Source organism: Streptomyces sp. NPDC013455, from assembly GCF_040632975.1.
Taxonomy (GTDB): Bacteria; Actinomycetota; Actinomycetes; order Streptomycetales; family Streptomycetaceae; genus Streptomyces.
Genome location: NZ_JBEYCX010000003.1, coordinates 407,487 through 432,534 on the forward strand (window position 1 = coordinate 407,487; position 25,048 = coordinate 432,534).

Genomic DNA, 25,048 nt, shown 5'->3' on the forward strand with positions numbered 1-25,048 from the left:
GTCAGCTCTTCACCAGCAGGCCGCGGCTGCGCAGCACCCGCCGCTCCAGGGGACTGAAGATCAGCAGGTCGATGGCGATGCCGACGAACAGGATGAGCAGGATGGCCTCGAAGATCATGGGCATGGAGCTGGCGTTGCGGCCGTTTTCGAGCAGGGCGCCCAGCCCGATGCCCAGGTCCGGTGAGGAAGCGATGATCTCCGCGGCCATCAGCGAGCGCCAGGAGAACGCCCAGCCCTGCTTCAGCCCGGCCAGATAGCCCGGCAGCGAGGCGGGCAGGACGATGTGCAGGGCGCCCTTCACACCGGTCGCCCCCATGGTGCGGCCCGCCCGCAGGTACAGCGGTGGCACCTGGTCGATGCCGGAGACCAGGCCGTTGGCGATGGACGGCACGGCGCCGAGCAGGATCACCGCGTACATCATCGAGTTGTTCAGACCGAGCCAGAGCACCGCCGGCGGGACCCACGCCACCGACGGCAGCGACTGGAGGCCGGACAGCACCGGGCCGATGGCGGCGCGCACGAACTTCACCCGGGCCACCAGCAGTCCGAGCGGGGTGCCGATGGCCAGCGAGAACAGGAAGCCCAGCAGACCGCGCGAGACGCTGGTCCAGATGTAGTCCAGCAGCCTGCCCTCGAGCCAGGCGCGCTTGAACTCGTCGCCGACCTCGGCCGGGGACGGCAGCTTCGTCGGATCGTCGACGACCTTGAAGGTGATCAGCGCCTGCCACGCGACCAGCACCACGACGGTGGCGACGACCGGCGGCAGGATCTTGCTGGTGAACGTCTGCCGGAACGGCGTACGTCCGGTGGCGGAGGTCTCCAGGGCGTCCAGGCCCGCCTCGACGCTCCCCGTGTCCGTGACGGTCTTCGTCTCAGTGCTGGCCATGACGCCGGATCTCCCCACGCAGTACTTCGGTGATCTCGAGGGACAGTTCGGCGACCGGCGCGTCCTCGATGCGCCGCGGCTGCGGAATGTCCACCTCCCACTCGCGGGCCACCCGGCCCGGGCGGGAGGACAGCAGCACCACCCGCTGGGCGAGCCGTACCGCCTCGCGCACGTTGTGCGTGACGAACAGGACGGACAGGCCCGTCTCCGCCCAGATCCGGGTCAGTTCGTCGTGCAGCACGTCACGGGTGATCGCGTCCAGCGCCGCGAACGGCTCGTCCATCAGCAGCAGCTGGCTGTCCTGCGCGAGCGCCCGGGCCATTGCCACCCGCTGCCGCATACCGCCGGACAGCTCGTGCACCCGCTTGCCGTACGAGCCCTGCAGCCGCACCAGTTCGAGCAGCTGCTCGGCGCGCTCGCGGCGCTCGCTCTTGGGAACCCCCCTGAGCTTCAGGGCGAGTTCTATGTTCTTGCCCGCGGTCAGCCACGGGAACAGGGCGTGCTCCTGGAACATCAGGGCCGGACGCCCGTCGGTCGTGATGCTGCCGGCGGAGGGCTGGTCCAGCCCCGCCACCAGGTTCAACAGCGTCGACTTGCCGCAGCCCGAGGCCCCCAGGAGGGTGACGAACTCGCCGGGTGCGACATCGAGGCTGATGTCGTCGAGGACGAGCTGCTGCCCGCCCGGGGTCGCGAAGGACTTCGAGACGTGTTCGATACGCGCCGCGTGCTCGACCGACTCGGCGGCCTGGGCGAGGGTCGTGGCCATGGTCGTCACCTCCTGGGAACTCATCGGCTGTCGGACTTACTCGGCGCCGAGCCCGGCGTCGCTGACGGACGTGCCACCCGCGGCCGCGAGGACCTTGTTCAGGAGGGTGAGGTCATAGATGCCGTCCAGCTTCGGGTTCTCCAGCAGGCCGGCCTTGACGGCGTGCTGCGCCTCGGTGTTGAGGGTCGCGGCCAGCGGGTCGTCGGTGATCTGGATGGACTCCCACGCCGGGTCCAGGACGTCGGCCGGCAGCTCCTTGCCGGAGTCGAGACCCAGCTGCCTGTTCGCGGCGGCCTTCGCCTCGTCCGGGTTGGCGTTGATCCACTTGTTGGTCTCGACCGACGCCTTCAGGACCGCCTCGACGGCCTTCGGGTGATCCTTCAGGAACTTCTGCGACACGATGATGTTCGTGATCACGAACTTCTTGTCGGGCCACAGGGAGGACTCGTCCAGCAGCACCTTGGCGCCCTCGGCGACCAGCTTGGACGCGGTCGGCTCCGGCACCCAGGCACCGTCGATGGAGCCGGACTTGTAGGCGTCCGGGGTCACCTTGTTGTCCGTGCGGACGACGGACACGTCACCCTTGCCGCTCTCGGCGTCGACCTTCCAGCCCTGCTCGGCGATCCAGTTGAGGAACGCCACGTCCTGCGTGTTGCCCAGCTGGGGGGTGGCGATCCGCTTGCCCTTGACGTCCTTCAGGGACTTGATCTTCTTCGGGTCGACGACCAGCTTCACGCCGCCGGACGCCGAACCGCCGATGATGCGCAGGTTCTTGCCGGCGGACTTGGTGTAGCCGTTGATCGCCGGGGACGGGCCGATCCAGCCGATGTCGATGGAGCCCGAGTTCAGCGCCTCGATCTCGGACGGGCCGGCGTTGAAGACCTGGTAGTCGGCCTTGGTGGCGCCCAGCGCCTTCTGGAAGAAGCCCTTCTGGTTGCCGACCAGCGCCGTCGCGTGGGTCAGGTTGCCGAAGTAGCCGATCTTCACGGAGTCGAGCCCGTCGATCTTCTTGGCGCCGGCGGCGACCTCGACGGTGTTCTCGTCCTTGGCCTCGGAGCCGTAGCCGCAGGCGGCCAGCGTGAGGAGGGGGAGCGCGGTGATGACGGCGAAGGTGCGGCGAAGAGCGGATGTAGCAGGCACGGGAGGTGTTCCTCTCGGAGGCCCGGCGGTCACGGTCTCTCAGGTCGTGGCCGGGAGGTCGGCAGGTCTTCGTCTACGGCGGTGGGGGGTGTGGGCGCGCGAGCGGTGCGCGTACGTCAGCACACACATCGCGCGACCCCGCCCTGCCCGCTGCCGAGGGCGCCGCTGCCGACGCGGCCGCCCTCCTTCGCGAACGTCGAGTAGGCGTCGGATCTCATGGTCAGAAGTCCCAGCCGTCCTCGTCGGCCTCGCCCTTGACGGGCTCCGGCGAAGCGAACGACTCGCCGACCATGCCCGCGGTGAGCGTGGTGCCGTCGGCGGGGTCGATCAGGATGAAGGAGCCGGTGCGGCGCGAGTCGGCGTAGGAGTCGACCGGCAGCGGCTCGGCGGTACGGATCTTCACCCGGCCGATGTCGTTGGCGACGAGCCGGCCCGGGTGCGGGTGCAGCGACAGGTCGTCGAGCGTGAGCCGGGACGGGATGTCCTTCACGATCGCCTTGACCGTGCGCGTGCCGTGCTTGAGCAGCACCCGGTGGCCCACGGTCAGCGGGGCGTCGGCGACATGGCAGACGGTCGCCTCCACGTCCTGCGTGGTGGCCGGCGCGTCCTTCGTCGGCACGATCAGGTCACCGCGCGAGACGTCGATGTCGTCCGCGAGCAGCACCGTCACCGACTGCGTCGTCCAGGCCACGTCCACCGGCTCGCCCAGCAGGTCGATGCCGGAGATCGTCGTCGTACGGCCGGAGGGGAGGACGGTCACCTGCTCGCCGACCCGGAAGGTGCCGGCCGCGATCTGGCCCGCGTAGCCCCGGTAGTCCGGGTGCTCCGCGGTCTGCGGGCGGATCACGTACTGCACGGGCAGCCGCGCGTGGCAGTGCGCCAGGTCGTGGGTGACCGGCACGGTCTCCAGGTGCTCCAGCACCGTGGGGCCGCCGTACCAGTCCATGGTGGCGGACGGCTCCACCACGTTGTCGCCGGCCAGCGCCGAGATCGGGATCGCGGTGACGTCGGGGACGCCCAGGTCGGTCGCGTACGCCGTGAACTCCTCGGCGATCGCGGCGAAGACCCGCTCCTCGTAGCCGACGAGGTCCATCTTGTTGACGGCGAGGACGACGTGCGGGACGCGCAGCAGGGCGGCGATGGCCGCGTGCCGGCGGGTCTGCTCGACCACGCCGTTGCGGGCGTCGACGAGGATGACGGTCAGCTCGGCGGTGGAGGCACCGGTGACCATGTTCCGCGTGTACTGCACATGGCCCGGGGTGTCGGCGAGGATGAACCGGCGGCGGGGCGTGGCGAAGTAGCGGTAGGCGACGTCGATGGTGATGCCCTGCTCCCGCTCGGCGCGCAGGCCGTCGGTGAGGAGGGCGAGGTCCGGGCCGTCCTGGCCGCGGCTCGCGGAGGCGCGCTCCACGGCCTCCAGCTGGTCGGTGAGGACCGACTTGGAGTCGTGCAGCAGCCGTCCGACGAGCGTGGACTTGCCGTCGTCGACGGAGCCGGCGGTGGCGAACCGCAGCAGGGTCGTGGCCGAGAGCGCCTCGGTCGTGGTCGTGCTCATGCTTAGAAGTACCCCTCGCGCTTGCGGTCTTCCATCGCGGCCTCGGACAGCTTGTCGTCGGCGCGGGTCGCGCCCCGCTCGGTCAGCCGGGACGCGGCGATCTCGGTGATCACGGCGTCCAGCGTGGTGGCGTCGGAGTCGACGGCACCCGTGCAGGACATGTCACCGACCGTGCGGTAGCGCACGAGCCGCTTCTCGACGGTCTCGCCGTCCTTCGGGCCGCCCCACTCGCCGGCGGTCAGCCACATGCCGTTGCGCTGGAACACCTCGCGCTCGTGCGCGAAGTAGATCTCCGGCAGTTCGATGCCCTCGCGGGCGATGTACTGCCAGACGTCCAGTTCGGTCCAGTTGGACAGCGGGAAGACCCGGACGTGCTCGCCGGGGGCGTGCCGGCCGTTGTACAGGTTCCACAGTTCGGGGCGCTGGCGGCGCGGGTCCCACTGGGAGAACTCGTCGCGCAGGGAGAAGACGCGTTCCTTGGCGCGGGCCTTCTCCTCGTCGCGGCGGCCGCCGCCGAAGACCGCGTCGAACTTCTCCGACTGGATCTTCTCGGTCAGCGGGAGGGTCTGGAGCGGGTTGCGGGTGCCGTCGGGCCGTTCCTTGAGCACACCGCGGTCGATGTAGTCCTGGACGGAGGCCACATGGAGGCGCAGCCCATGTGCGGCCACCACACGGTCCCGGTACTCAAGGACCTCCGGGAAGTTGTGTCCCGTGTCCACATGGAGCAGGGAGAAGGGCACCGCGGCCGGGGCGAACGCCTTCAGCGCGAGGTGCAGCATGACGATGGAGTCCTTGCCGCCGGAGAACAGGATCACCGGGTTCTCGAACTCGCCCGCCACCTCGCGGAAGATGTGCACCGCCTCGGACTCCAGCGCGTCCAGGTGCGACAGGGTGTACGGGCTGTCCGTGCCGTTCTCGACTGTGGCGATCGTGGTCATGCCAGTCCCCTCTCGCTGAGCAGAACGTACACGCTCGCCGCGGACTCCTGCACGGTCTGGTGCTGCGACTCGATCCGCAGATCGGGCGTCTCCGGCTCCTCGTACGGGTCGTCGACCCCGGTGAGCCCCGACAGCTGGCCGGCGGCCTGCTTCGCGTACAGCCCCTTCACATCGCGCACGCTGCACACCTCGACCGGGGTCGCCACATGGACCTCCAGGTACGGCGTCCCGTTCTCCTGGTGCCGCTTGCGCACCGCGTCCCGGCTGTCCGTGTACGGCGCGATCACCGGCACGAGCACCTTGACGCCGTTACGGGCGAGCAGCTCGGCGACGAAGCCGATGCGCTGCACGTTGGTGTGCCGGTCCTCCCGGGAAAATCCGAGGCCCGCCGAGATGAACTCGCGGATCTCGTCGCCGTCGAGCACCTCGACACGGTGGCCCTCGGCACGCAGCCGGCCCGCCAGCTCGTACGCGATGGTGGTCTTGCCGGCGCTCGGCAGACCCGTGAGCCAGACGGTGGCTCCGGTCGTCACGTGGTTCTCCTGAATCTGATCGGTCGTCATCCGTGCAGCCCGCACTCGGTCTTGGCGCGGCCCGCCCACCGGCCGGCGCGCGCGTCCTCGCCCTCCAGGACCCTGCGGGTGCACGGGGCGCAGCCGACGGAGGTGTAACCGTCCATCAGCAACGGGTTGGTGAGCACGCCGTGTTCGGTGATGTACGCGTCCACGTCGTCCTGGGTCCAGCGGGCGATCGGCGAGATCTTGACCTTCTGCCGCTTCTCGTCCCAGCCGACGACCGGGGTACCGGCCCGGGTCGGGGACTCGTCGCGGCGCAGGCCGGTCGCCCAGGCCTGGTAGCCCTTCAGGCCCTCCTCCAGCGGCCGCACCTTGCGCAGCGCGCAGCAGAGGTCGGGGTCGCGGTCGTGCAGCTTCGGACCGTACTCCGCGTCCTGTTCGGCGACCGTCTGCCTCGGGGTGAGGGTGATGACGTTGACGTCCATCACGGCCTCCACGGCGTCCCGGGTGCCGATGGTCTCCGGGAAGTGGTAGCCGGTGTCCAGGAAGATCACATCCACGGGCGCCCCGCCCTTCCGCACGCGCGAGGCGAGGTGGGCGACCACGGCGTCCTCCATGGAGGAGGTGACGCAGAACCCGCTGCCGAAGGTGTCCACCGCCCACTGGAGGACCTCCAGCGCGGAGGCGTCCTCCAGGTCACGGCCCGCCTGCTCGGCGAGCGCCTTCAGCTCCTGTGCCGTACGGCCTTCCTGAGCCGTCGTCATATCCGGTCATCCCCTCCGTTGTCGGCCCGCTGAACGCCCCGGGCGAGCAGCCCGAGGAACTTCAGCTGGAATGCGCGGTTGCACGCCCCGCATTCCCAGGCGCCATGGCCCTGCTCATGCGGACGCAGGTCCTCGTCGCCGCAGTAGGGGCAGTAGAAGGGCGCGGCCCGCTCGCTCACGACAGCGCCTCCTCGGAAGCCCGCGCGGCCCAGGCCGCGAACCGCTCGCCGTCCTCGCGCTCCGCCTGGAACCGCTTGAGCACCCGCTCGACGTAGTCCGGCAGCTCCTCCGCGGTCACCTTCAGACCGCGCACCTTGCGGCCGAAGCCCGCCTCCAGGCCGAGCGCGCCGCCCAGGTGCACCTGGAAGCCCTCGACCTGCTCGCCCCGGTCGTCCAGGACCAGCTGTCCCTTGAGACCGATGTCCGCCACCTGGATACGGGCGCACGCGTTCGGGCACCCGTTGAGGTTGATGGTGATCGGCTCGTCGAAGTCCGGCAGGCGGCGCTCCAGTTCGTCGATCAGCTGGGAGCCGCGCTGCTTGGTCTCCACGATGGCCAGCTTGCAGAACTCGATGCCGGTGCAGGCCATGGTGCCGCGCCGGAAGGAGGACGGCCGGGCGGTGAGGTCCAGCGCCTCCAGGCCCTCGACCAGCGAGTCGACCTGGTCCTCCGGGACGTCCAGGACGATCATCTTCTGCTCGACGGTGGTGCGGACCCGGCCGGAGCCGTGCGCCTCGGCGAGGTCGGCGATCTTCGTGAGCGTGGCGCCGTCGACGCGGCCGACCCGCGGGGCGAACCCGACGTAGAACCGGCCGTCCTTCTGCCGGTGCACACCGATGTGATCGCGCCACTGCTGCACCGGCTGCTCGGGCGCGGGCCCGTCGATCAGCTTGCGCCCGCCGAGGTACTCGTCCTCCAGCACCTGCCGGAACTTCTCCGCGCCCCAGTCGGCGACCAGGAACTTAAGCCGGGCCCGGGTGCGCAGCCGCCGGTAGCCGTAGTCGCGGAAGATCGAGATGACGCCCTCGTAGACGTCCGGGACCTCGTCGATCGGCACCCAGGCACCCAGTCGCACGCCCAGCTTGGGGTTGGTGGACAGGCCGCCGCCGACCCACACGTCGAAGCCCGGCCCGTGCTCGGGGTGGCGTACGCCGACGAACGCGACGTCGTTGATCTCGTGCACGACGTCCAGCAGCGGCGAGCCCGAGATGGCCGTCTTGAACTTGCGTGGGAGGTTGGAGTACGCCTTGTTGTTCAGGACGCGGCGCTTCATCTCCTCCAGCGCCGGCGTCGCGTCGATGATCTCGTCCTCGGCGATGCCCGCCACCGGCGAGCCGATCATCACGCGCGGGGTGTCACCGCAGGCGGTGACGGTGGACAGGCCCACGCCCTCCAGCCGGTCCCAGATCTCGGGCACGTCCTCGATGCGGATCCAGTGGTACTGCACGTTCTGCCGGTCGGTGATGTCCGCGGTGCCGCGCGCGAACTCCTGCGAGATCTCGCCGATCACCCGCAGCTGCCGCGTGGTGAGCGCGCCGCCGTCGATGCGGACGCGCAGCATGAAGTACTCGTCGTCCAGCTCCTCCGGCTCCAGGATCGCGGTCTTGCCGCCGTCGATCCCGGGCTTGCGCTGGGTGTACAGCCCCCACCAGCGCATCCGGCCGCGCAGGTCGTTCGGGTCGATCGAGTCGAAGCCCCGCTTCGAGTAGATCGTCTCAATGCGTGTCCGCACATTGAGACCGTCGTCGTCCTTCTTGAACTGCTCGTTGCCGTTGAGCGGCGTGAAGTGGCCCACGGCCCACTGGCCCTCACCGCGGTGACGACTCACCTTGCGGCGGGGCGCGGAGGCGGCGGGGTTCTGCGGGGTGGCGGCCATGGTTACGTCCTTCGGGACTGGGTGGGAGTCAGCTCTGACCTGCACAGATGCGCGCACGCGGGCAGGCGTGCGCGTCCTTGCGCAAGGAGGTTGGGGTTACGGGGTTCGCGGCGGTGCTGGGAGGCTCAGCTCACCGGACAGATGGCGCTGGACATGCGGCCGAGGTCGACGTGCCGCCGACTCACCAAGGCAATTCCAGTTCCAGACATGACGGAAGCGTGTCACGGCGATCTGGACACAGTCCAGCTTCGTCCGGCATGCGGACACCCTTGTCTCGAAGGGTGAAACGAGGGTGTCGTCGCTCACATGCGCCGCCGTGAGGCTTGTCCTGCCAGATCAGGCGGGGTATGCACCGGGCCAGGGTCCCGGAGTGGGCCCGTCCTGTTCCAGCTCCACCTTGGTGTCGAACAGCTTGAAGCCCCGCCGCTGGTAGTTGTCCATGGCGAACTCGCCGTCCTTGCTGCACGTGTGCAGCCACACCCGCTTCGTCGGCGTCCGCTGGGGCCACCGCTCGGCCAGGTCCCACGCGCGGGCCGTGCCGTACGACAGCAGATGGCCGCCGATGCGCCGGCCGCGGAAGGCTGGGATCAGCCCGAAGTAGACGATTTCGACCACGCCCTCCTCCTGCGGCTCCAGTTCCACATAGCCGGCCGGAGTGCCCCGGTCGTAGGCCACCCAGGTCTCCACACCGGGCCGGTCCAGGTACTCGAGCCACCGCGCGTACGACCAGCCCAGCCGGTCGGTCCAGCGGATGTCGCCGCCGACGGACGCGTACAGGAACCGGCTGAACTCGGGGGAGGGGACCTCGGCGCGGACGATCCGGACGTCGCCGTCGGGTGCGGCGGCAGGCAGGAGATCGGCCGGGGAGGTCTGCTCCAGGGACCAGGTGGTGACGGGGACGCTGCTCATGCGTGCCAGGGAACCATCCCGCCGCCGGGTCTGTCGATCGGGTCACCGGGTCACCGGGTCACCGGGTTGTGGGGTCGGCCGGGCCGCCGGTCCACGGGGTCGGCCGGTCCGCTCCGGCGTCTTCCGGCCGAGGCCGGTGTCCACCAGGTGGAGTCTGCCCGGTGGGTCAGTCCAGGGAGCCGTCGAGGTCGGCCAGGGGCAGCGAGAAGAGCATGCGGTCCGAGAGGGACCACACCTCGCCCGTCTCCTGCCAGTAGGAGAGCGAGCCGGCCCCCTGCGCCCAGCAGCGGTCGGAGGCGTCGGCGCCGCAGCGGGCCGCCCGGGCACGCCCGGTGTCCTGCCGCCACATCCCGCCGTGCCCGTCCTGCGTACCGGGCAGCCGTCCCACATACCAGGACGCCCGGTCCGCCCCCGGCTTCCGGTACGACAGCACGCCCCGGATCCCGGCGGCCCGCGTCCGGTACGCCTCCACCGCGTCCGCCCGCCCCCCGGCATCCGTGGCGAGCAGCCCGGCCCGCGCCGGATCCGCGCTGAACGCGTACCGCCACAGCCGGGCCGGCCGGTCGCCGTCGGGCGGGGTCGACTCCGCGGCGACCAGGCTGTCGGGCGCCGTACCGCGGTCGAGGCCGAGCGCACCGGGACAGGGCGGGCCGGAGGAGGCGCAGGGCCCGGAGGCGAAGCGGTAGGAGCCGACCGCGGGCAGGACGAAGTCGTAGCCGTCGGCGGACCAGCCGCCGGGCACCCGGCCGATCGCGGGCCCGGTGACCGTGGTGCGGTGGATGCGGTCGAGGTCGTAGACGTAGAGCGCGTCGGCGCTGCCCGCCGTGGTGGTGACCAGCAGCTTGTTCTCGTACCAGACCATCCCGGAGACCTCGGAGGCGAGGCCCCGGTAGTCCCGGCCGCCGTCGACCGGGACGACCAGGAGCGCCCAGCGGTAGGCCAGGTGCGCCGGGTCGTCGGCGTCGACGAAGGCGACCCTGGCGAGACCCCGCTCGGCGGTCCGGCCGGTGGTCGTGCTGTGGGTCCAGCCGGCGAGGACGACCCGGTGGGTGCCCCAGACACCGTCGTCGTCGGCGTCCCCGGAGGTGGTCACCGCGGTCGGCCGCCAGGCCGTGGCGGTGGTGTCGGCCGGGTCCCAGCAGTAGGCGTGGCCGGCGGCCGGGGCGACCGGCAGGGACGCGCGGTCCTCGGCGGAGCAGTCGGCGGCCTCGGGCAGGACGCGGTCGGCACTCTGGAGCACGGCGTCCACACCGACCGGGCCGCCCATCGAGGCGGCGAGGCGGTCCAGGGTGCGGGCGGGCACCAGGTGTTCCTGGAGCCGGAGCCGGCCGGTGTCCGCCGGGGAGGTCAACGGCGTGAGCGCGCCCGGGTCCTCGGCGACCCCGGCCTGGGACGTGCTGATGAGCGTGGCGGCGGCGGTGAGCGCCAGCGCGGTCCCGGTCAGGACGGCGCGCAGCGCCGCGCCCCGTCTGCGCCTGCGGTGTCTGCCGCGTTGCTTCATCTCTCCTCCAGAGGATGGGCCAACTGCGCCTCTTGGTCCGTACTTTGACGCGAGGAACAGGTGGGGAGGCCCGTAGGGGATGCTACGGCAGGAAGGGGCCGGGGAGGGCCAAGATGCACAGACGGGCGGAATACACGCGTGCGGGGCCGGGGCCGGGGCCGGCGCAACGGGGCCGGGGCCGGGGGCGCGGAGCGGCCGTGCGGGGCCGGGGACAGGGCCCGGGCCGGGGGCGCGGAGCGGCCGTGCGGGGCCGGGGACAGGGCCCGGGCCGCCGGCCGGCGGGGCGCGGCCGCCGCACTCGGTCAGCGCGCTCCGGCCGGACCGCCCCCCGGGGCGTGCCGTTTCCGGATCACCGCCGGTGCCGTGGACTGGGGGAGCAGGTCGCGGAGGTCCTCGGGAAAGAGCACCTCTACCTCCGCGTCGTCGCAGAAACGATACGGCCGATGCTGGAGGAGCCCCCCGAGGTACCGCCGGATCCTGGACATCTCCGCCCGCACGGTCACGGTCCTGGCGGCGTCGCCGAACAGATCCTCGGCCAGCCCCGCCGCCCCCCGCCCGGCACGGTGTTCGGCGAGCAGGAACAGCAACTCGGCGTGCCGCGGACTGAGTTCCCGCGACCAGGGACCCGCCGAGGCCATGACCGTCACCGTGCAGCGGCCCGGCCGCGCGAGGTCCAGCACGATCCTGCGCGCCGGGGCGGTGAGCGGCTCGTCCTCCGCCCGCAGCAGCCAGCCCCCGGCCAGCGGCTCCACCGCGCAGGTACCGAGCGAGGGCAGCCACCGGCGGCCCGGCGTGAGCGACTTGGGCAGCGTCACGCGCCGCACGTACGGCATCCCGGTCACGGCCGCCGTCCAGCCGTTGCGGTCCACCACCAGCGCCCGCCCGGCCACCCGTGCCAGCACCGGCGCCGCCACCGCCCGCAGCCCCTCCAGCGAGGCCGTGTGCAGCTCCCGCAGCCGGGCCTCGGCCAGCTTGGCCACCGAGTCCACCCAGGCCAGGGTCGCCGGGTGCATGGTCTCCAGCGGACCGCTGACGTCCACCACACCGAGCAGCCGGCCGTCCCGCGGATCCGTGATCGGGGCACCCGAACACGTCCACGAGGTCTGCGAACGCACGAAGTGCTCGGCGGCGAACACCTGTACCGGCCGCCGTACCACCGCGGGGGTGCCCACCCCGTTGGTGCCGACGACGTCTTCCCGCCAGTCCGCGCCGAGTTCGAAGCCGAGCCCGTCGGCCTTGCGCAGTACCGGAGGCGCCCCTTCCCGCCACAGCACGCGCCCGTCGGCGTCCGCGACGACCATGATGTGCTGGGCGACGTCCGCGACCGAAAGCAGTCCGCGCCGCAGCACCGGCAGGACGTGCCGCAGCGGTGACTCCTCCCGCCGGCGGCGCACCTCGTCGGACGGCAGCAGCCTGGACCGGAAATCGCGTTCGGGATCCATGCCGCTGCGCAGCATCCGTCCCCACGACTGCTCGATCACCGGCCGGGGCGCGATCCGCGCACGTTGTCCGGCGAGCCTGGCCTCGCGTACCTCGCTCAGCAGCCGCGCCGCCTGCGCCGCGTCCACGGCGGCCAGGCGCGCCACGTTCATCGGCGGGTTCACCACTGCGGTCCTCCCGGAAAAGGCGTCGAACACACTTGTCAAGCCGTCCGGGCGGCGGTTTCCGGTCCGACTGTGCCTCTCATACTGCCGGTCCGCGCATGGCGGAGGCACAGACTCCGCGCATGTGCCCCCATAAGTTGCAACCCCCTGCAACCCTGGTGGACGGCCGTGGGGTGGCTGAGACTTGACGACGACGCGTTGCGCGTCCGCGGGCTCAACACGGGCCCCGTCGCCGGGGGTGGTGCCGTGTCGGCGCAGCACCACCCCCTGCCTCCCCCCTCAGCGGTGTGCCGGGTGCGCGGTTCCGCGTGTTCTCGGGCTCGGGGCTGTGCGTGCCCGTGGCTCCGCGTGCGGGTTCCCCGCCGGCCGGGTGGACCCGCGTTTCACCGCGTCGGGCGCGCCCGGTCCACCACCGACTCCAGGTCCAGGCCCGTCGGCAGGGTGCCGAAGGACGCTCCGTGGTCGCCGCCCAGCCGGGAGGCGCAGAACGCGTCGGCGACCTCGGGCGGCGCGTGCCGCACCAGCAGGGACCCCTGGAGGACCAGCGCGAGCCGCTCCACCAGCCGCCGGGCCCGCCCCTCGGCGCCTTCCAGATCGGCGAGTTCGCTGAACAGGTCCTTGACCGCCCGGTCCAGCCGGTGATCCGCGCCGTGCGCCCGGCCGATCTCGGTGAGGCAGGCGTCCAGCGCGGCGGGCTCCCGGCCGAGGACCCGGAGCACGTCCAGCGCCTGGACGTTCCCGGCGCCCTCCCAGATCGAGTTCAGCGGCGACTCCCGCACCAGCCGGGGCAGGCCGGACTCCTCGACGTACCCGTTGCCGCCCAGGCACTCGGCGGCCTCGACGGCCACCGGCGTACAGCGCTTGGTGACCCAGTACTTGGCGGCCGGCACCGCGAGCCGCAGGAAGGCGCGCTCCTGCTCGCCGCCGTCGTCGCAGGCCGCGGCGAGCCGCAGGGCGAGCGCGGTCGCCGCCTCCGACTCCAGTGCGAGATCGGCGAGGACGTTGCGCATCAGCGGCTTGTCGGCCAGCTTCCCGCCGAAGGCCTCCCGGTGCGTGCAGTGGTGCACGGCCTGGGCCACCGCCTGCCGCATCAGGCCCGCCGAGCCGAGCGCGCAGTCCAGCCGGGTCGCGGCGACCATCCCGATGATGGTGCGCACCCCGCGCCCCTCCTCGCCGACCCGGCGCGCCCAGGTGCCGTCGAACTCGACCTCCGCGGAGGCGTTCGCGCGGTTGCCGAGCTTCTCCTTCAGCCGCTGCACGAGGAAGACGTTGCGGCTGCCGTCGGGCAGCACCCGCGGGACCAGGAAGCAGGTGAGCCCGCCCGGTGCCTGGGCGAGGACCAGGAACGCGTCCGACATGGGCGCCGAGCAGAACCACTTGTGCCCGGTGAGGAGGTACGTGCCGTCCTCCGCGAGGGGCCGTGCGGCGGTGGTGTTCGCGCGGACGTCGCTGCCGCCCTGCTTCTCGGTCATGCCCATCCCGAAGAGCGCGCCGGGTTTCTCTCCCGCGGGCCGCAGCTCCCGGTCGTAGACGGTGGACGCCAGCCGGGGCTCCCACTCCGCGGCCAGCTCGGGGTCGGCGCGCAGCGCGGGCACGGCCGCGTGCGTCATCGACAGCGGACAGCAGGTGCCCGCCTCGACCTGCGTCCACAGCAGGAACCCGGCCGCCCGCCGCACATGCCCGGCGGGCCGGGTCCAGGCGCCGGTCAGTCCGGCCGAGACGCCCTTGCCGAGCAGCCGGTGCCAGGCCGGGTGGAACTCGACCTCGTCGATCCGGTGGCCGTAGCGGTCGTGGCTGCGCAGCCGGGGCGGGTACTCCTCCGCCTGCACCGCCCACTCCTGGAGCTGCGCCGATCCGGCGGCCCGGCCGAGCGCGGACAGCTCGGAGCGCACCTCGTCCAGCACGTCCGGGCCGGTGTACCGGTCGACGGCCTCGGCGAGCGCCCGGTCGGCGGTGAAGACGTCGTAGGCGACCAGCGGGGGCGGCTGGTTCGTCACGGTGTGGGTGGAGGTGCCTGCCATGACTGCGAACCTACCCGGGATGGCGGAGGTGATGGCTTCCAGAGTGGCACGGCGGGGGCGCGGGGGCGCGGAAAGGGGGTTCGGGCCGATGGCGGAGTGCGCCGTGCCTGGTTGCCGGGCGCCGGGGACGGGGGACGCGGGTGCCGTTCGGGGGACGCGGTGCCGTTCGGGGCCGTGCCGGGGGCGAGGGGACGCGGGTGCCGGATCGGGGGCCGTTCGGAGGCCCGGTGGAGCCCTCCGCGGGGGCCGGCGGGGCCTCTTTCCGGCCCGGGCGGGTCGGGGAGCGGGCCGGAAGGTGAGGGCGGTCCCGTGTGGCGGATACCTTTGGGTCGTGCAGCCAGCAAGTGATACCCCCGAGCGGCCGGCCGGTCGGCTCCACCGGGCCAGGGCCCTCTACCGGAACGTCTCCAAGCGCAGGACCGCCTGGCTGTTGCTGAAGGACACCGTCGACTCCTGCATGGAGTACCGCATCCTCGGCCTGGCGGCGGAGGCGGCGTTCTTCACCCTGCTGTCCGTGCCGCCGCTGCTGCTGAGCCTGATCGGGCTGCTCGGCTACGTCGACGACTGGACCGGCGCCGACACCATCCACAGCCTGGAGACCAACCTTCTGGAGGCCTCCCGGACGGTGCTGTCCGACAAGGGCGTGAAGGAGATCGCCGAGCCGATCCTGCACGACGTGATGAAGGGCGGCCGGCCCGACGTCATCTCCATCGGCTTCCTGTTCGCCCTGTGGTCCGGCTCGCGCGCGGTGAACGTCTTCATCGACACCATCACGGTCATGTACGGCCTGGACGGCGTCCGGGGCATCGTCAAGACCCGGATCATGGCGTTCCTGCTGTTCATCGTGGCGCTGCTGATCGGCTCGGTGGCGCTGCCGCTGATGGTGGCCGGCCCCGACGCGGTGGTCCGGATCGTGCCCTGGTCGGAGACGCTCGTCCAGGTCCTGTACTGGCCGGTCGTCATCGTGCTGTCCATCGTCTTCCTGACGACCCTGTACCACGTCTCGGTGCCCGTCCGCTCCCCGTGGATCGAGGACGTCCCCGGAGCCCTGGTGGCCCTGGCGATGTGGGTCCTGGGCAGCTTCCTGCTGCGCATCTACCTCACGAACACCATCGAGGGCGCCACCATCTACGGCTCCCTCGCCGCCGCCGTCGCCGTACTGCTGTGGATCGGCGTGTCCGCCTTCGCCGTGCTGGTCGGCGCGGCCGTGAACGCGGCCATCGACCGGGTGTGGCCCGCCGCCGCCACGGCCGCCGCGCGCGAGGCCAACGAGCGGATGCGCCACGCGCAGGTCGCCGAGTACGTCGCGCGTGCCGCGGCGGCCCGCGAGGCCGACCCCGACGACCCCGACATGCCGTCCGAGTTCCCCGAGCGCTGGTCCCGCTTCCTGCCCCCGGAGGACGTGACGGCCCGCCTCCGCACCCATGCGAAGAACCCGCACCACCACGCGCACAAGGTCAACGGCGGCCACACGGGCGACGGCGACACGGCACCCCCGGAGCACTGACCGCCCCGGCCGACGGCGCCGCCGACCGGCTCCCAGGGGTGAGGGGAACCCCGGTGGCGTGCTGCGGTGGGGCCGACCGGCCCGGGTGGCGTGCCGCTTCGAGTGGCGGGCGTGTGGGGCGTGGCGCCCGCGCAGAGGTGGTCGCGCGGTGACCGCGGCTGTCCCCAGGGGCTGGTCACCGATGCGCCCGGCGTCCTTTCTCCCCCCTCGGGTGTCGACCCGGAGGCGGAGAAGGCGGCCGTACTTGTCCCCGGAATGTCCACCCGGCACTCCACCCCCGCGCCGATCCGCCGGACACCTCCGCCCGCCTAGCGTGATGGTGCGGGCCGGAGCCGTCCGGCCGCGGCACGACAGCCGGGCGCCGCCACCGACGCACCGCCCGGCACCGCCCAGGGACCGAGCAGGAGGCGGCGGACATGGCGGACACCACGGGACACGGGCCCGGGGGCGGCACGAGGTGGAACACGGCCGAGCCGTCCGAGCCGACGGGGTCACCCGAGCGGGCGGCGTCGGCCGGCCCGGCCGAGCCGGCCCCGTCGCCCGAGTCGGCCAGGCCCCCGCGGCCGCACGGACCCCTCGGGCCCCCCGAGCCGGTGGAGCCCCGAAGGCCCGCGAGGTCTGCCGGGCCCGCCGGGACCGTTCGCGGCGCTCTGCTCTCCCTCGCGGTGGACCTCCTCCTCCCGCTGGTCGTCTACTACGCCGCCCGGGCACTCGGCGCCGGCCAGGCCCCCGCCCTGCTGCTGAGCGGCGCGCCGCCGGCCCTGCGGCTGCTGGCCGGAGCGGTGCGGTACCGCCGGATCGACGGCCTGGACCTGTTCTTCACGGCCCTGCTGGCGACCGCCGCGCTGGTGTCCGTCATCGGCGGCGGCCCACGCGTCCTGCTGTTCAAGAACGCGGTCCTCCCCCTCGCGGTCGGTGGCTGGGCGCTCGGCACGGTGTTCACCAGCAGACCCCTGGCGTACCAGCTGGGACAGCGGCTGCACACGGCGAGCGCGGCCCGCGCCCGGGACAGGCTCTGGCAGCGCAGCGCCCCGTTCCGGCACGGCCTGCGCGTCCTGACGCTGGTGTGGGGAGCCGAGCAGTTCCTCGACGGCGCCCTGGGCTCCCTCGCCGCGGCCACGCTGCCGACCGACACGGTCCCGCTGCTCGACCGCGCCGTCTCCTTCACCCTGCTGGGCCTGACCGCCGTGATCACCGCCGGCTACGCCCGCCGCTTCCGCCTGCGCCACGCCCTCCCGCTGTTCGGCGCCCCCGCACCGGTGAGCGCACCCGGCGGCACACCCGGCCCGCCCGCTTCCGCGACGGCCGGCCCCGCGCCCGAACCGACCGCCCCGGGCGGGACGGCGGACAGCGGGCCCCGGCCGCCACGGCGGGCGCCGTACGGCGGCGTAGGCTGACCGGCGTGTACGCGGAACGGGCGTCCCGGCTGACCGGCGCGGTCGTGTGGACGAACTCCCCGACCGGAACCGGTTTCGGGCCGGTGCTGCCGGACGGTTGCATGGACCTGCTGTGGAGCGAGGGCCGGCTGCTGGTCGCGGGCCCCGACACCCGCCCCCACGTCCCCGAGGGCCCGGCCCGTTCCTGGGTGGGCATCCGCTTCTTCCCGGGTACCGCTCCCGCCCTGCTCGGCGTCCCGGCGCACGAACTGCGCGATCTGCGGGTGGAACTGGCGGACCTGTGGCCCGCGGCGCGGGTGCGGGACCTGATCGACCGCGTGGCGGCGGCCCCCGACCCGGGCAGCGCGCTGGAGGACATCGCTCTGGAGCGGGCGGCGCGGACGGCGGCCCCCGACCCGTTGCTGCGGCGGCTGGTGGAGTGCCTGGACGAGGGCCGTCCGGTCGCCGCCACGGCCGTCGCGCTCGGCGTCGGCGAACGCCGGCTGCACCGTCTCTGCCTGGCCGCGTTCGGATACGGCCCGAAGACCCTGGCCCGCATCCTGCGCCTGCGGCGGGCGCTGGCGCTGGCCCGGTCCGGGACGCCGTACGCCGAGACGGCCGTCCGAGCCGGGTACGCGGACCAGCCCCATATGGCGCGCGAGGTGCGGGAGCTGGCGGGTGTGCCGCTCGGGAAGCTACTCGGCGGGCGCGTCTAGCGGGGCGAACAGGTCGACCCCGTTGCCGTCGGGGTCGTGCACGATGGCGTACCGCTGCCCCCAGAAGGCGTCCCACGGTTTCAGCTCCCCGTGGTGGCCGGCGGCCACCAGGTCCTCGTACCGGGCGTCGACCTCGGCGGGGGAGTGGCACCGGAAGGCGAGCGAGACCCGCCCGCCGCCGGCGGGCGGCCGCCGGCCGGGGTGGAAGGAGCGGATGGTCTCCTCGGTGTCCAGGGCGAGCACCAGCCCGCCGGGCAACTCGGCCTCGACGTGCGGCTGGTCCTCGGCGCCCTCGGGGAAGACGAGCCCGAGGCGGCGGTAGAAGGCGAGGGAGGCGGTCAGATCGGAGGTCATCAGGCCGATCACTGCGAAGCGTGGGGTCATGCGGCCACGGTAGGCGGCGGCCGGTCAGCCGGTCTTGAAGGAATCGGACACCGGTGGCGGACACCGGCCGGCCTCCCGGCGCCCGGCGCGGCCGTCCGGGCCGCTTGCCGCGAGGTGCTCGGCGAGCACGAACGTGACGCTGATCAGCAGGGACCACGCGCCGAACTTGGTCAGCGGCACCGGCTGCCAGCCGCCGAGCTGCTGCGGGTAGCTCCAGGCGCCCGCGTAGGTCGCCGCGTTCTCGGCGACCCAGAGGAAGAAGCCGATCAGCACGAAGGAGACGGCCAGTGGCATGCGGTAGCGCTGTGCGCCCACGCTGAAGCCCACCCAGGTTCCGGCGGTCGCGGCGGCCATCGCCAGGGCGAGCGGCCAGCGCAGGTCAGGTATCCAGTGGTGGGTGAAGAAGTTGGCGTAGACGGCGGCGGCCACCAGGGCCGTGGCGGCGGCGCGGTAGCGGGTGTAGCGCAGCCGCATCAGCCGCCGGGCCCGGCACACGTAGGAGGCGACCGCCGCGTACATGAAACCTCCGTACAACGGCACGCCGCCGACCTTGGTGAGGGCGTCCTCGGGGTAACTCCAGGACCCCAGGCGCACCTTGACCAGCTCGAACAGCAGCCCCAGCACATGGCACACGGCGATCACGGCGGTGTCCCGCCGGGTCTCCCAGCCCACCCGGCGGGCGACGAGGGTGAGCAGCACGCCGTAGACGAGGACCAGGTCGTAGCGGGCCACCGGCAGGGGCGGCAGCAGCCGGGAGGCTCCGATCCCGGCCAGCAGCGCCACGGCGTAGGCGCAGGCGCGGGCCTGTACGACGCCGAAGCGCACCAGTTGGCCGATCCCGTGCCGCAGCCCTCCCACGGCGGACCGTTCCTCGCGACGCATGCCCCCTCCTCCACGTCGACGGCGAGGGCCCCGATCCTAGGGGGACTGTTGAACGTGTTCAAATAGTGGGCGGGTGAGGTTCCGCCACCGCCCCGGCGCTCAGCCGAGGACGACCGGCCCGTTCGGGGTGTCCACGGTGAAGGAGAAGGCGGCCGGTCCGGTGGTGAGCGTCAGCGCGGTGCCCAGGGCGGCCAGCGGGCCGCGCACCTTCTCCGGGTCGGGGGCCGAGGCCGACATCGCCAGCAGGGGGGTGACCGGCAGTCCCGAGGCCGTCGGATGCGGGGACTCCTGCCAGTCGATGAGGAAGGGCACCAGGCCCGACGCGTCCCCGGGGTCGCCGTCGGTCAGGCGCCAGCGCAGTACGGTGCCGTCCGGGGTGCGGCGGCTCATCGGCCGCACGGGGCCCGGGTCGTGGCCCCGGGCCCGGGCCGCCGCGATCGCCGCGTCCAGGTCGGGCGGGCTGATGGCCCAGGTCAGCACGGCGGGTCCGGCCAGCCGGTCGACGCCGAACGGCCGCGGCCCGGCGGGCTCGGGCTGTTCCGGATCGGGGCCGAGGATCTCCAGGTAACTGCGGCCCCCCAGCCCCACCAGGTGGTTGCGCGTGCCCAGCCCCGGGTGCTCCCCGCCGGGCGCCGGCGTGACCCCGGTGCGCCGGGCGAACTCCGCGACCGTCGCGTCCAAGTCCGGTGTGGCGAGCACGAGATGGTCCAGCAGCGGTGGAATGGCGTTCATTCCGGAGGAGGTTACGGGAAGCGGCCCGCCCCGGGGAACGGCCGTGCGGCACCATGGGCACATGATCCGAACCCCACGCGCCCTGCCGCTGCTGCTCCTCCCCGCGCTGCTCACGGCGTGCGGCACCGGGAAGGCGGACGCGGGACACCCCCGGACACCCGCGCCCAGTGCCTCCGAGGCGGACGCGGGACACACCCGGACGCCCTCACCCGGTGTCTCGGAGGCGCCCGACCCGGACGGCCGGCTGCGCGCGTTGGGCATCGCACCGGAACTGGTGTACGTCACCGACGTACCGGGGTTCACGCTCGCCCGGCAGTCCGTCGGGGTGAACGGGGACGACGGCTTCTCCGTCGCCTACTGGGCGAAGGGCGGGGCCGTGCTGCACCTGTACGCGGAGCGGGGCAGCGCCGCCGACTGCCCGGAGCGTCACGTGTGCCGGGCGCCGGCGAAGGGGCAGGTGGTGCGGCTCTACGGCGAGAAGGTCCCGCCCGAGGTGCTCCGCCGGGCCGCGGACGCCGTGCGCCGCCCCGCACGGGCGGAGCTCGCCGCGATCCTGCCCCCGGCCCCGACGGCGACGGCCCCGGTGGAGCGCGGCGACCTCCCCTCGTACGGCGACGGGGCGCCGGACAACAGCGTGGGCCAAGGGGGGTGAGCGGATCGGGCCCGGCCCCGGCCGCATCCGGCGCCGTGAGCCGTGCCACCGCAGCCCGCACCCGAACCGAGCCCGGAGTCCCCTGACATGCCTCCCCGCCTGCTGCTGTACACGCGTACCGCCGACTACCGCCACGACTCGATCCCGGACGCCGTCGCCGCGGTCCGGGCGCTCGGCCGGTTCGCCGTCGAGCACACCGAGGACCCCGCGGACCTGGAACGGCCCCTGGACGGGTTCGCGGTCGTGCTGTTCCTCTCCACCAGCGGAGACGTGCTGACCCCGGCCGGACGCGAGCGGCTGCGGCGGTACACCGGGGCGGGCGGAGGCTTCGCCGGGGTGCACGCGGCGGCCTGCACCGAGTACGGGTGGCCGTACTACGGCGCGCTCCTCGGCGCCCGCTTCACCCGGCACCCCGCGTACCAGCCGGGCCGGGTCCTCGTCGCGGACCCGGGACACCCCGCCACCCGCCGGCTGCCGGCCGTGTGGGAGTTCACCGACGAGTGGTACGACTTCGACCACGTTCCCGGCGGCCGGGCCCGGGTGCTGCTGCGCGCCGACGAGACGTCGTACGCCGGTGGCGGGATGGGGGCGGACCATCCGCTGGCCTGGTGCCGCGAGGAAGGCCCGGAAGGCGGACGGGTGTTCTACACGGCTCTCGGCCACGCGGCCGACGCCTATCGCGATCCGGCCTTCCTGGCTCACCTGGACGGGGGCCTCACCTGGGCGGGCCGGCTCTCCGAGTGACGTTTCTGCGGTGAACCGGTTCCGCCATTGGGGTGAGTAAAGCTGGCATCCGCACAAGGTCACGCGACTATCTAGACATGCTCTTGTCTTGGCAAAGGGCGTCGAGACGCGGTCGGCCATTCCCGCCCCGCGTCACCCACCCACACAAGGAGCCGGACCTTGACTTACGGTAAGAAGCTGCGCGAGCGCATCGCCGGGCCCGGGACCACACCGCTGATCGGCGTGTACGACATGTACTCCGCGTCGATCGCGGCCAAGCACTACGACGGGATGTTCGTCTCGGGCTTCGGATTCGCTGCGTCGTACTACGGACTGCCGGACATCGGATTCATCGCCTGGCCCGACATGGTGGCCTTCGTCCAGCGGCTGCGGGGCGCCTTCCCGCACCACCACCTGCTGGTGGACATCGACGACGGGTACGTCGACCCCGAGGTCGCCTGTCACGTCGTCGAGGGGCTGGAGCGCATCGGCGCCTCCGGGGTGATCCTGGAGGACCAGAAGCGGCCCCGCCGCTGCGGCCACGCGGACGGCAAGCAGGTACTGCCCCTGGAGGAGTACCTGGAGAAGCTCCACAAGGTGCTCGAAACCCGCAAGGACCTGGTCGTCGTCGCCCGTACGGACGCCACCGACGAGCACGACATCCTGCACCGCGCCGAGCGGCTGGCGGCCACCGACGCCGACGTGGTGCTGGTCGACGGGGTCCGCAGCGTCGAGTGGATCAAGCGGATCCGGGAGGTCGTCGGGGACAAGCCGCTGCTGTTCAACCAGATCGCCGGCGGCAAGTCGCCCCGCCTCTCCCTGGGCGAGCTGTCCGAACTGGGCGTGGACGTCGCCATCTACAGCACCCCGTGCCTGTTCGCCGCGCACGAGGCGATGGACTCCGCGCTGGCCGGCCTGAAGGCGGCCGACGGCCGGCTGCCGGAGGTGGACCCCGCCAGCGGGATCGGCGTGAAGGCGTCGACCGACCTGCTGGAGCGCAACATCGCCCGGGACCGGCTCGCCCCCGAGGGCGTGGGCGTGTGACCGGTGCCGTGCCCCGGCTCGGCGTGGCCGCGGCGGTCGCCGTCACGCTCCTCGGGGTCTGTGCCGCACCCGCCGTGGCGTCCGAGAGCCTGATCACGGTGATCGACAACTCCCACGCCGACTCCTGGCTGGAGGTCGACCGCGCCGGCAACGTCCAGAACGGCAGCGGCACCGCCGGAAGCGACCACGACGGCAGCGCCGTCGATGTCGTGGAGGCGCTCTTCCCCTCCGCCGACCAGGACGGGGAGGACTGAGGGAGCCGCTCCGCCACCGGCGGACCCGCGGACCGAAACGACGGCCGGGCACCCCGTGCGGGACGTGCCCGGCCGTCGCCGTGCCGCCTGGTTCCCCCGGCGCCTAGGCCGTGTCTTTCGGATCACCCCGGGGCCGCGGGGCTTGGCACGCACATCTGCCGCGTTGTCGTCGGTCGCCGACGCGCCGCGTCGACTCCCTCCTCCGCCTTGCAGCTGCACGCACCAAGCCCCGCTCACCGGCACCACCAACGAACCGCACCCCGGAGTCGGGCTGATCCGAAAGACACGGCCTAGTCGCCTTCGCGTTCCAGGACCCGGCGGGCCGCCTCCGCCTCCGCCGCCGGCGGGGACAGCTCGTCCAGGATGTCCAGCTCGTCGTCGGCTTCGAGTTCCCGTTCCCAGGCCGCCGCGAGACGTTCCTGCTCCTCGCGCGGCCTGGCGCCGAGGGCCTGCCGGTGGTCGGGGTCCAGCGCCGCCAGGAAACGTTCAACCGGGTCCGTCGGCATGCAGTGCTCCTCCGTCGCCGCTCAGGGGGCCGCTCTCGGCCCAGCATGGCCAACCGCGCACGCGTCGGCCTCCCGACACGGCCCGGGACCACTCTGATGGCCCCGCCGCACGAGCACGCGGGCGACCACGCCCGCCCCCGCCCCGTCACTCACCGGGCGGGTCCGTCGTACGCCGACTGCCGGGAGCCGCGCGCCGCGGCCGTCGGGCCTGCCTGGCGTGGCCGGGCTCCGCGAGGCGGCCGTCAGGTCTGCCGGGCGTGTACCGGGTCGTTGGCGACCTCGTCCGGGCACCTGTGGCCCGGGCGGCGCGTCCGCCGGTCGCGCTGCCAGTCGAGCGTCGCCAGGGCCAGGGACGCCGCCATCCCGGCGAGGGCGGCGCACATCGCGGTGAAGAGGGCGCCGCGGTAGTCGCCGTTCCTGCCGAGCACCAGGTAGAAGAGGCCGGGCAATGCGGCGGTCCCCAGGGCGGCGCCCAGCCGTTGCCCGGTCTGCAGGGCGCCGCCCGCCGCACCCGCCATGCGCACCGGCACGTCCCGCAGCGTCATGGTGATGTTGGGGGAGACCACGAAACCGCCGCCGATGCCGCCGAGGAACAGCACCGGGGCGGCGACCCAGGGCGCGATGTGCGGGGGCGCGAAGCGGAGCAGCAGCGCGGTGCCGCCGAGGCCGGCGATCACACCCGTCAGGCCGCACACGGTGAGCAGTCGGCCGAACCTCTCCACCAGCCGGCCGGCCACCACGGCCGCGCTCGCCGAGCCGAGCGCGAAAGGGGTCACGGCGAGGCCCGACCGCAGCGGGGAGAAGCCGAGTCCGCGCTGGTAGAAGAGGGCGAAGACCAGCCAGACACCGCTGAAGCCGATGAAGTACAGGGTGCCGATGCCGGCGCCGACGGCGTAGCCGCGCACCGTGGTGAACAGGCGCGGGTCGAGGAGCGGCTGGGCGTCGCGGGCCACCAGGCGACGCTGCCACCACGTGAAGGCGGCGAGGAGCGCGGCCCCGGCGAGGAAGAGCCACCACAGCCGGCGCAGACCGCCGGAGTCCGCCTGGACCATCGGGTACATGAGCGCGAGGACGCCGAGGCCCAGGAGCAGGATGCCGGGCAGATCCACGCGGCCCCGGCCGGACGGCCGGGTGCGGGGCAGCAGGCGCCGGCCGAGCAGGACGGCGAGGATGCCGATGGGCAGGTTGACGTAGAAGATCCACCGCCAGCCCTGGTCGCCGGAGGCGAGGGCGAGGACGGCGCCGCCGGTGAGGGGTCCGGCGGCGGAGGAGATGCCGACGGTGGCGCCGAAGAAGCCGAAGGCGCGACCGCGTTCGGCGCCGCGGAACATCTGCTGGATGAGCGCGGAATTCTGCGGGGCCATGAAGCCGGCCGCCAGCCCCTGGGCGAGGCGGGCCACCACCAGGAGCGTGATGTCCGGGGCAGCTCCGCAGGCCGCGCTGAAGAGCACGAAGCCGCTCAGGGCCAGCAGGAAGATACGGCGCCGGTCCAGCGCGTCGCCGAGGCGGCCGGCGGTGACGAGGGCGAGGGCGAAGGTCAGGGCGTATCCGGAGACCACCCACTGCACCTCGGCGGGGGAGGCGTGCAGATCGCGCTGGATGGTCGGCAGGGCCACGGCGACGATCGTCACGTCGAGCAGGCTCATGAAACCGGCCACCAGGGTGACCCACAGTGCGCGCCACCGCTGCGGGTCCGGCTCGTAACCGGCGTCCTGGCCGCCGCCCGGGTTACGGCCGCCCGCCGCCGACGTCGACGCTTCCACCCGGGCTCCTCTCACCAGGTCCACACCCGCGACC

The 25,048-nt window shown here is 73.0% G+C and carries 26 protein-coding genes; 7 read left to right on the top strand and 19 right to left on the bottom strand.

What is annotated here, in order from left to right:
• Nucleotide 1 precedes the first annotated feature (1 nt).
• The 14 genes from ABZ576_RS08235 to ABZ576_RS08300 form a co-directional block, all read right to left on the bottom strand.
• The gene (locus ABZ576_RS08235; RefSeq protein ID WP_360737383.1) at nucleotides 2–886 is read right to left on the bottom strand and encodes an ABC transporter permease; all 885 of its coding nucleotides are present in this window, start codon (nucleotides 884–886) and stop codon (nucleotides 2–4) included.
• The gene (locus tag ABZ576_RS08240; RefSeq protein WP_360737386.1) at nucleotides 873–1,676 is read right to left on the bottom strand and encodes an ABC transporter ATP-binding protein; all 804 of its coding nucleotides are present in this window, start codon (nucleotides 1,674–1,676) and stop codon (nucleotides 873–875) included. Before ABZ576_RS08240 ends, ABZ576_RS08235 begins: the two co-directional genes overlap by 14 nt.
• Nucleotides 1,677–1,688: 12 nt before the next feature.
• Nucleotides 1,689–2,792, bottom strand: coding sequence for an aliphatic sulfonate ABC transporter substrate-binding protein (locus tag ABZ576_RS08245; RefSeq protein WP_360737389.1), 1,104 nt, complete (start codon nucleotides 2,790–2,792; stop codon nucleotides 1,689–1,691).
• 220 nt (nucleotides 2,793–3,012) lie between these two features.
• Nucleotides 3,013–4,347, bottom strand: coding sequence for a GTP-binding protein (locus ABZ576_RS08250; RefSeq protein WP_360737391.1), 1,335 nt, complete (start codon nucleotides 4,345–4,347; stop codon nucleotides 3,013–3,015).
• Nucleotides 4,348–4,349: 2 nt separating this feature from the next.
• Complete coding sequence (gene cysD, locus ABZ576_RS08255) at nucleotides 4,350–5,285, bottom strand: sulfate adenylyltransferase subunit CysD (protein ID WP_360737393.1); 936 nt, start codon at nucleotides 5,283–5,285, stop codon at nucleotides 4,350–4,352.
• Nucleotides 5,282–5,848, bottom strand: coding sequence for an adenylyl-sulfate kinase (gene cysC / locus ABZ576_RS08260; RefSeq protein ID WP_360737395.1), 567 nt, complete (start codon nucleotides 5,846–5,848; stop codon nucleotides 5,282–5,284). Before cysC ends, cysD begins: the two co-directional genes overlap by 4 nt.
• On the bottom strand, nucleotides 5,845–6,564 hold the full coding sequence (locus tag ABZ576_RS08265; protein WP_360737397.1) for a phosphoadenylyl-sulfate reductase: 720 nt from the start codon (nucleotides 6,562–6,564) through the stop codon (nucleotides 5,845–5,847). The genes cysC and ABZ576_RS08265 overlap by 4 nt, the downstream gene beginning before the upstream one ends.
• A complete protein-coding gene (locus ABZ576_RS08270) occupies nucleotides 6,561–6,743 on the bottom strand; it encodes a hypothetical protein (protein ID WP_360737399.1) in 183 nt (60 codons plus the stop codon). Before ABZ576_RS08270 ends, ABZ576_RS08265 begins: the two co-directional genes overlap by 4 nt.
• Nucleotides 6,740–8,440, bottom strand: coding sequence for a nitrite/sulfite reductase (locus tag ABZ576_RS08275; protein ID WP_360737402.1), 1,701 nt, complete (start codon nucleotides 8,438–8,440; stop codon nucleotides 6,740–6,742). Before ABZ576_RS08275 ends, ABZ576_RS08270 begins: the two co-directional genes overlap by 4 nt.
• A 125-nt stretch (nucleotides 8,441–8,565) precedes the next feature.
• The gene (locus tag ABZ576_RS08280) at nucleotides 8,566–8,649 is read right to left on the bottom strand and encodes a putative leader peptide (protein ID WP_309474722.1); all 84 of its coding nucleotides are present in this window, start codon (nucleotides 8,647–8,649) and stop codon (nucleotides 8,566–8,568) included.
• Nucleotides 8,650–8,776: 127 nt separating this feature from the next.
• Nucleotides 8,777–9,349: a GNAT family N-acetyltransferase gene (locus ABZ576_RS08285; protein ID WP_360737404.1), complete on the bottom strand. Its 573-nt coding sequence runs from the start codon at nucleotides 9,347–9,349 to the stop codon at nucleotides 8,777–8,779.
• A 166-nt stretch (nucleotides 9,350–9,515) separates the two neighbouring features.
• A complete protein-coding gene (locus ABZ576_RS08290) occupies nucleotides 9,516–10,850 on the bottom strand; it encodes a hypothetical protein (protein WP_360737406.1) in 1,335 nt (444 codons plus the stop codon).
• A gap of 302 nt (nucleotides 10,851–11,152) precedes the next feature.
• Entirely contained in the window at nucleotides 11,153–12,457 is a 1,305-nt protein-coding gene (locus ABZ576_RS08295; RefSeq protein WP_360737408.1) for a GAF domain-containing protein, read from the bottom strand.
• 380 nt (nucleotides 12,458–12,837) lie between these two features.
• Nucleotides 12,838–14,475: an acyl-CoA dehydrogenase family protein gene (locus tag ABZ576_RS08300; RefSeq protein WP_360737410.1), complete on the bottom strand. Its 1,638-nt coding sequence runs from the start codon at nucleotides 14,473–14,475 to the stop codon at nucleotides 12,838–12,840.
• Between the two features lie 331 nt (nucleotides 14,476–14,806).
• On the opposite strand from ABZ576_RS08300, the gene ABZ576_RS08305 reads away from it, so the two are divergent.
• The 3 genes from ABZ576_RS08305 (at nucleotide 14,807) to ABZ576_RS08315 (ending at nucleotide 18,074) form a co-directional block, all read left to right on the top strand.
• Complete coding sequence (locus tag ABZ576_RS08305) at nucleotides 14,807–15,982, top strand: YihY/virulence factor BrkB family protein (protein ID WP_360737413.1); 1,176 nt, start codon at nucleotides 14,807–14,809, stop codon at nucleotides 15,980–15,982.
• A gap of 416 nt (nucleotides 15,983–16,398) precedes the next feature.
• Complete coding sequence (locus ABZ576_RS08310) at nucleotides 16,399–17,379, top strand: VC0807 family protein (RefSeq protein WP_360737416.1); 981 nt, start codon at nucleotides 16,399–16,401, stop codon at nucleotides 17,377–17,379.
• A gap of 5 nt (nucleotides 17,380–17,384) precedes the next feature.
• On the top strand, nucleotides 17,385–18,074 hold the full coding sequence (locus ABZ576_RS08315; RefSeq protein ID WP_360737419.1) for a helix-turn-helix domain-containing protein: 690 nt from the start codon (nucleotides 17,385–17,387) through the stop codon (nucleotides 18,072–18,074).
• Here ABZ576_RS08315 and ABZ576_RS08320 read toward each other — a convergent pair.
• From ABZ576_RS08320 to ABZ576_RS08330, 3 genes are all read right to left on the bottom strand, one after another.
• Nucleotides 18,054–18,458, bottom strand: coding sequence for a VOC family protein (locus ABZ576_RS08320; protein WP_360737422.1), 405 nt, complete (start codon nucleotides 18,456–18,458; stop codon nucleotides 18,054–18,056). The two genes, ABZ576_RS08315 and ABZ576_RS08320, sit on opposite strands and share 21 nt — an antisense overlap.
• A gap of 24 nt (nucleotides 18,459–18,482) precedes the next feature.
• Nucleotides 18,483–19,340, bottom strand: coding sequence for a DUF817 domain-containing protein (locus tag ABZ576_RS08325; RefSeq protein ID WP_360737425.1), 858 nt, complete (start codon nucleotides 19,338–19,340; stop codon nucleotides 18,483–18,485).
• Nucleotides 19,341–19,439: 99 nt separating this feature from the next.
• A complete protein-coding gene (locus ABZ576_RS08330; RefSeq protein ID WP_360737428.1) occupies nucleotides 19,440–20,072 on the bottom strand; it encodes a VOC family protein in 633 nt (210 codons plus the stop codon).
• A gap of 61 nt (nucleotides 20,073–20,133) precedes the next feature.
• On the opposite strand from ABZ576_RS08330, the gene ABZ576_RS08335 reads away from it, so the two are divergent.
• The 4 genes from ABZ576_RS08335 to ABZ576_RS08350 all read left to right on the top strand — a co-directional run bounded on the left by ABZ576_RS08335 (nucleotide 20,134) and on the right by ABZ576_RS08350 (nucleotide 22,745).
• Nucleotides 20,134–20,724 (top strand): membrane lipoprotein, encoded by a 591-nt coding sequence (locus ABZ576_RS08335; RefSeq protein ID WP_360737431.1) that lies wholly within the window; start codon nucleotides 20,134–20,136, stop codon nucleotides 20,722–20,724.
• 87 nt (nucleotides 20,725–20,811) lie between these two features.
• A complete protein-coding gene (locus ABZ576_RS08340; RefSeq protein ID WP_360737434.1) occupies nucleotides 20,812–21,468 on the top strand; it encodes a ThuA domain-containing protein in 657 nt (218 codons plus the stop codon).
• Between the two features lie 159 nt (nucleotides 21,469–21,627).
• Nucleotides 21,628–22,491, top strand: coding sequence for an isocitrate lyase/PEP mutase family protein (locus ABZ576_RS08345; RefSeq protein ID WP_360737437.1), 864 nt, complete (start codon nucleotides 21,628–21,630; stop codon nucleotides 22,489–22,491).
• A complete protein-coding gene (locus tag ABZ576_RS08350) occupies nucleotides 22,488–22,745 on the top strand; it encodes a hypothetical protein (protein ID WP_360737440.1) in 258 nt (85 codons plus the stop codon). Before ABZ576_RS08345 ends, ABZ576_RS08350 begins: the two co-directional genes overlap by 4 nt.
• Before the next feature lie 290 nt (nucleotides 22,746–23,035).
• Here the strand turns inward: ABZ576_RS08350 and ABZ576_RS08355 are convergent, their stop codons facing one another.
• Together ABZ576_RS08355 and ABZ576_RS08360 are read right to left on the bottom strand one after the other, a co-directional pair.
• Nucleotides 23,036–23,251, bottom strand: a complete 216-nt coding sequence (locus ABZ576_RS08355) for a hypothetical protein (RefSeq protein WP_360737443.1) — start codon at nucleotides 23,249–23,251, stop codon at nucleotides 23,036–23,038.
• 242 nt (nucleotides 23,252–23,493) lie between these two features.
• Complete coding sequence (locus tag ABZ576_RS08360; RefSeq protein WP_360737446.1) at nucleotides 23,494–25,014, bottom strand: MFS transporter; 1,521 nt, start codon at nucleotides 25,012–25,014, stop codon at nucleotides 23,494–23,496.
• Nucleotides 25,015–25,048 lie beyond the last annotated feature (34 nt).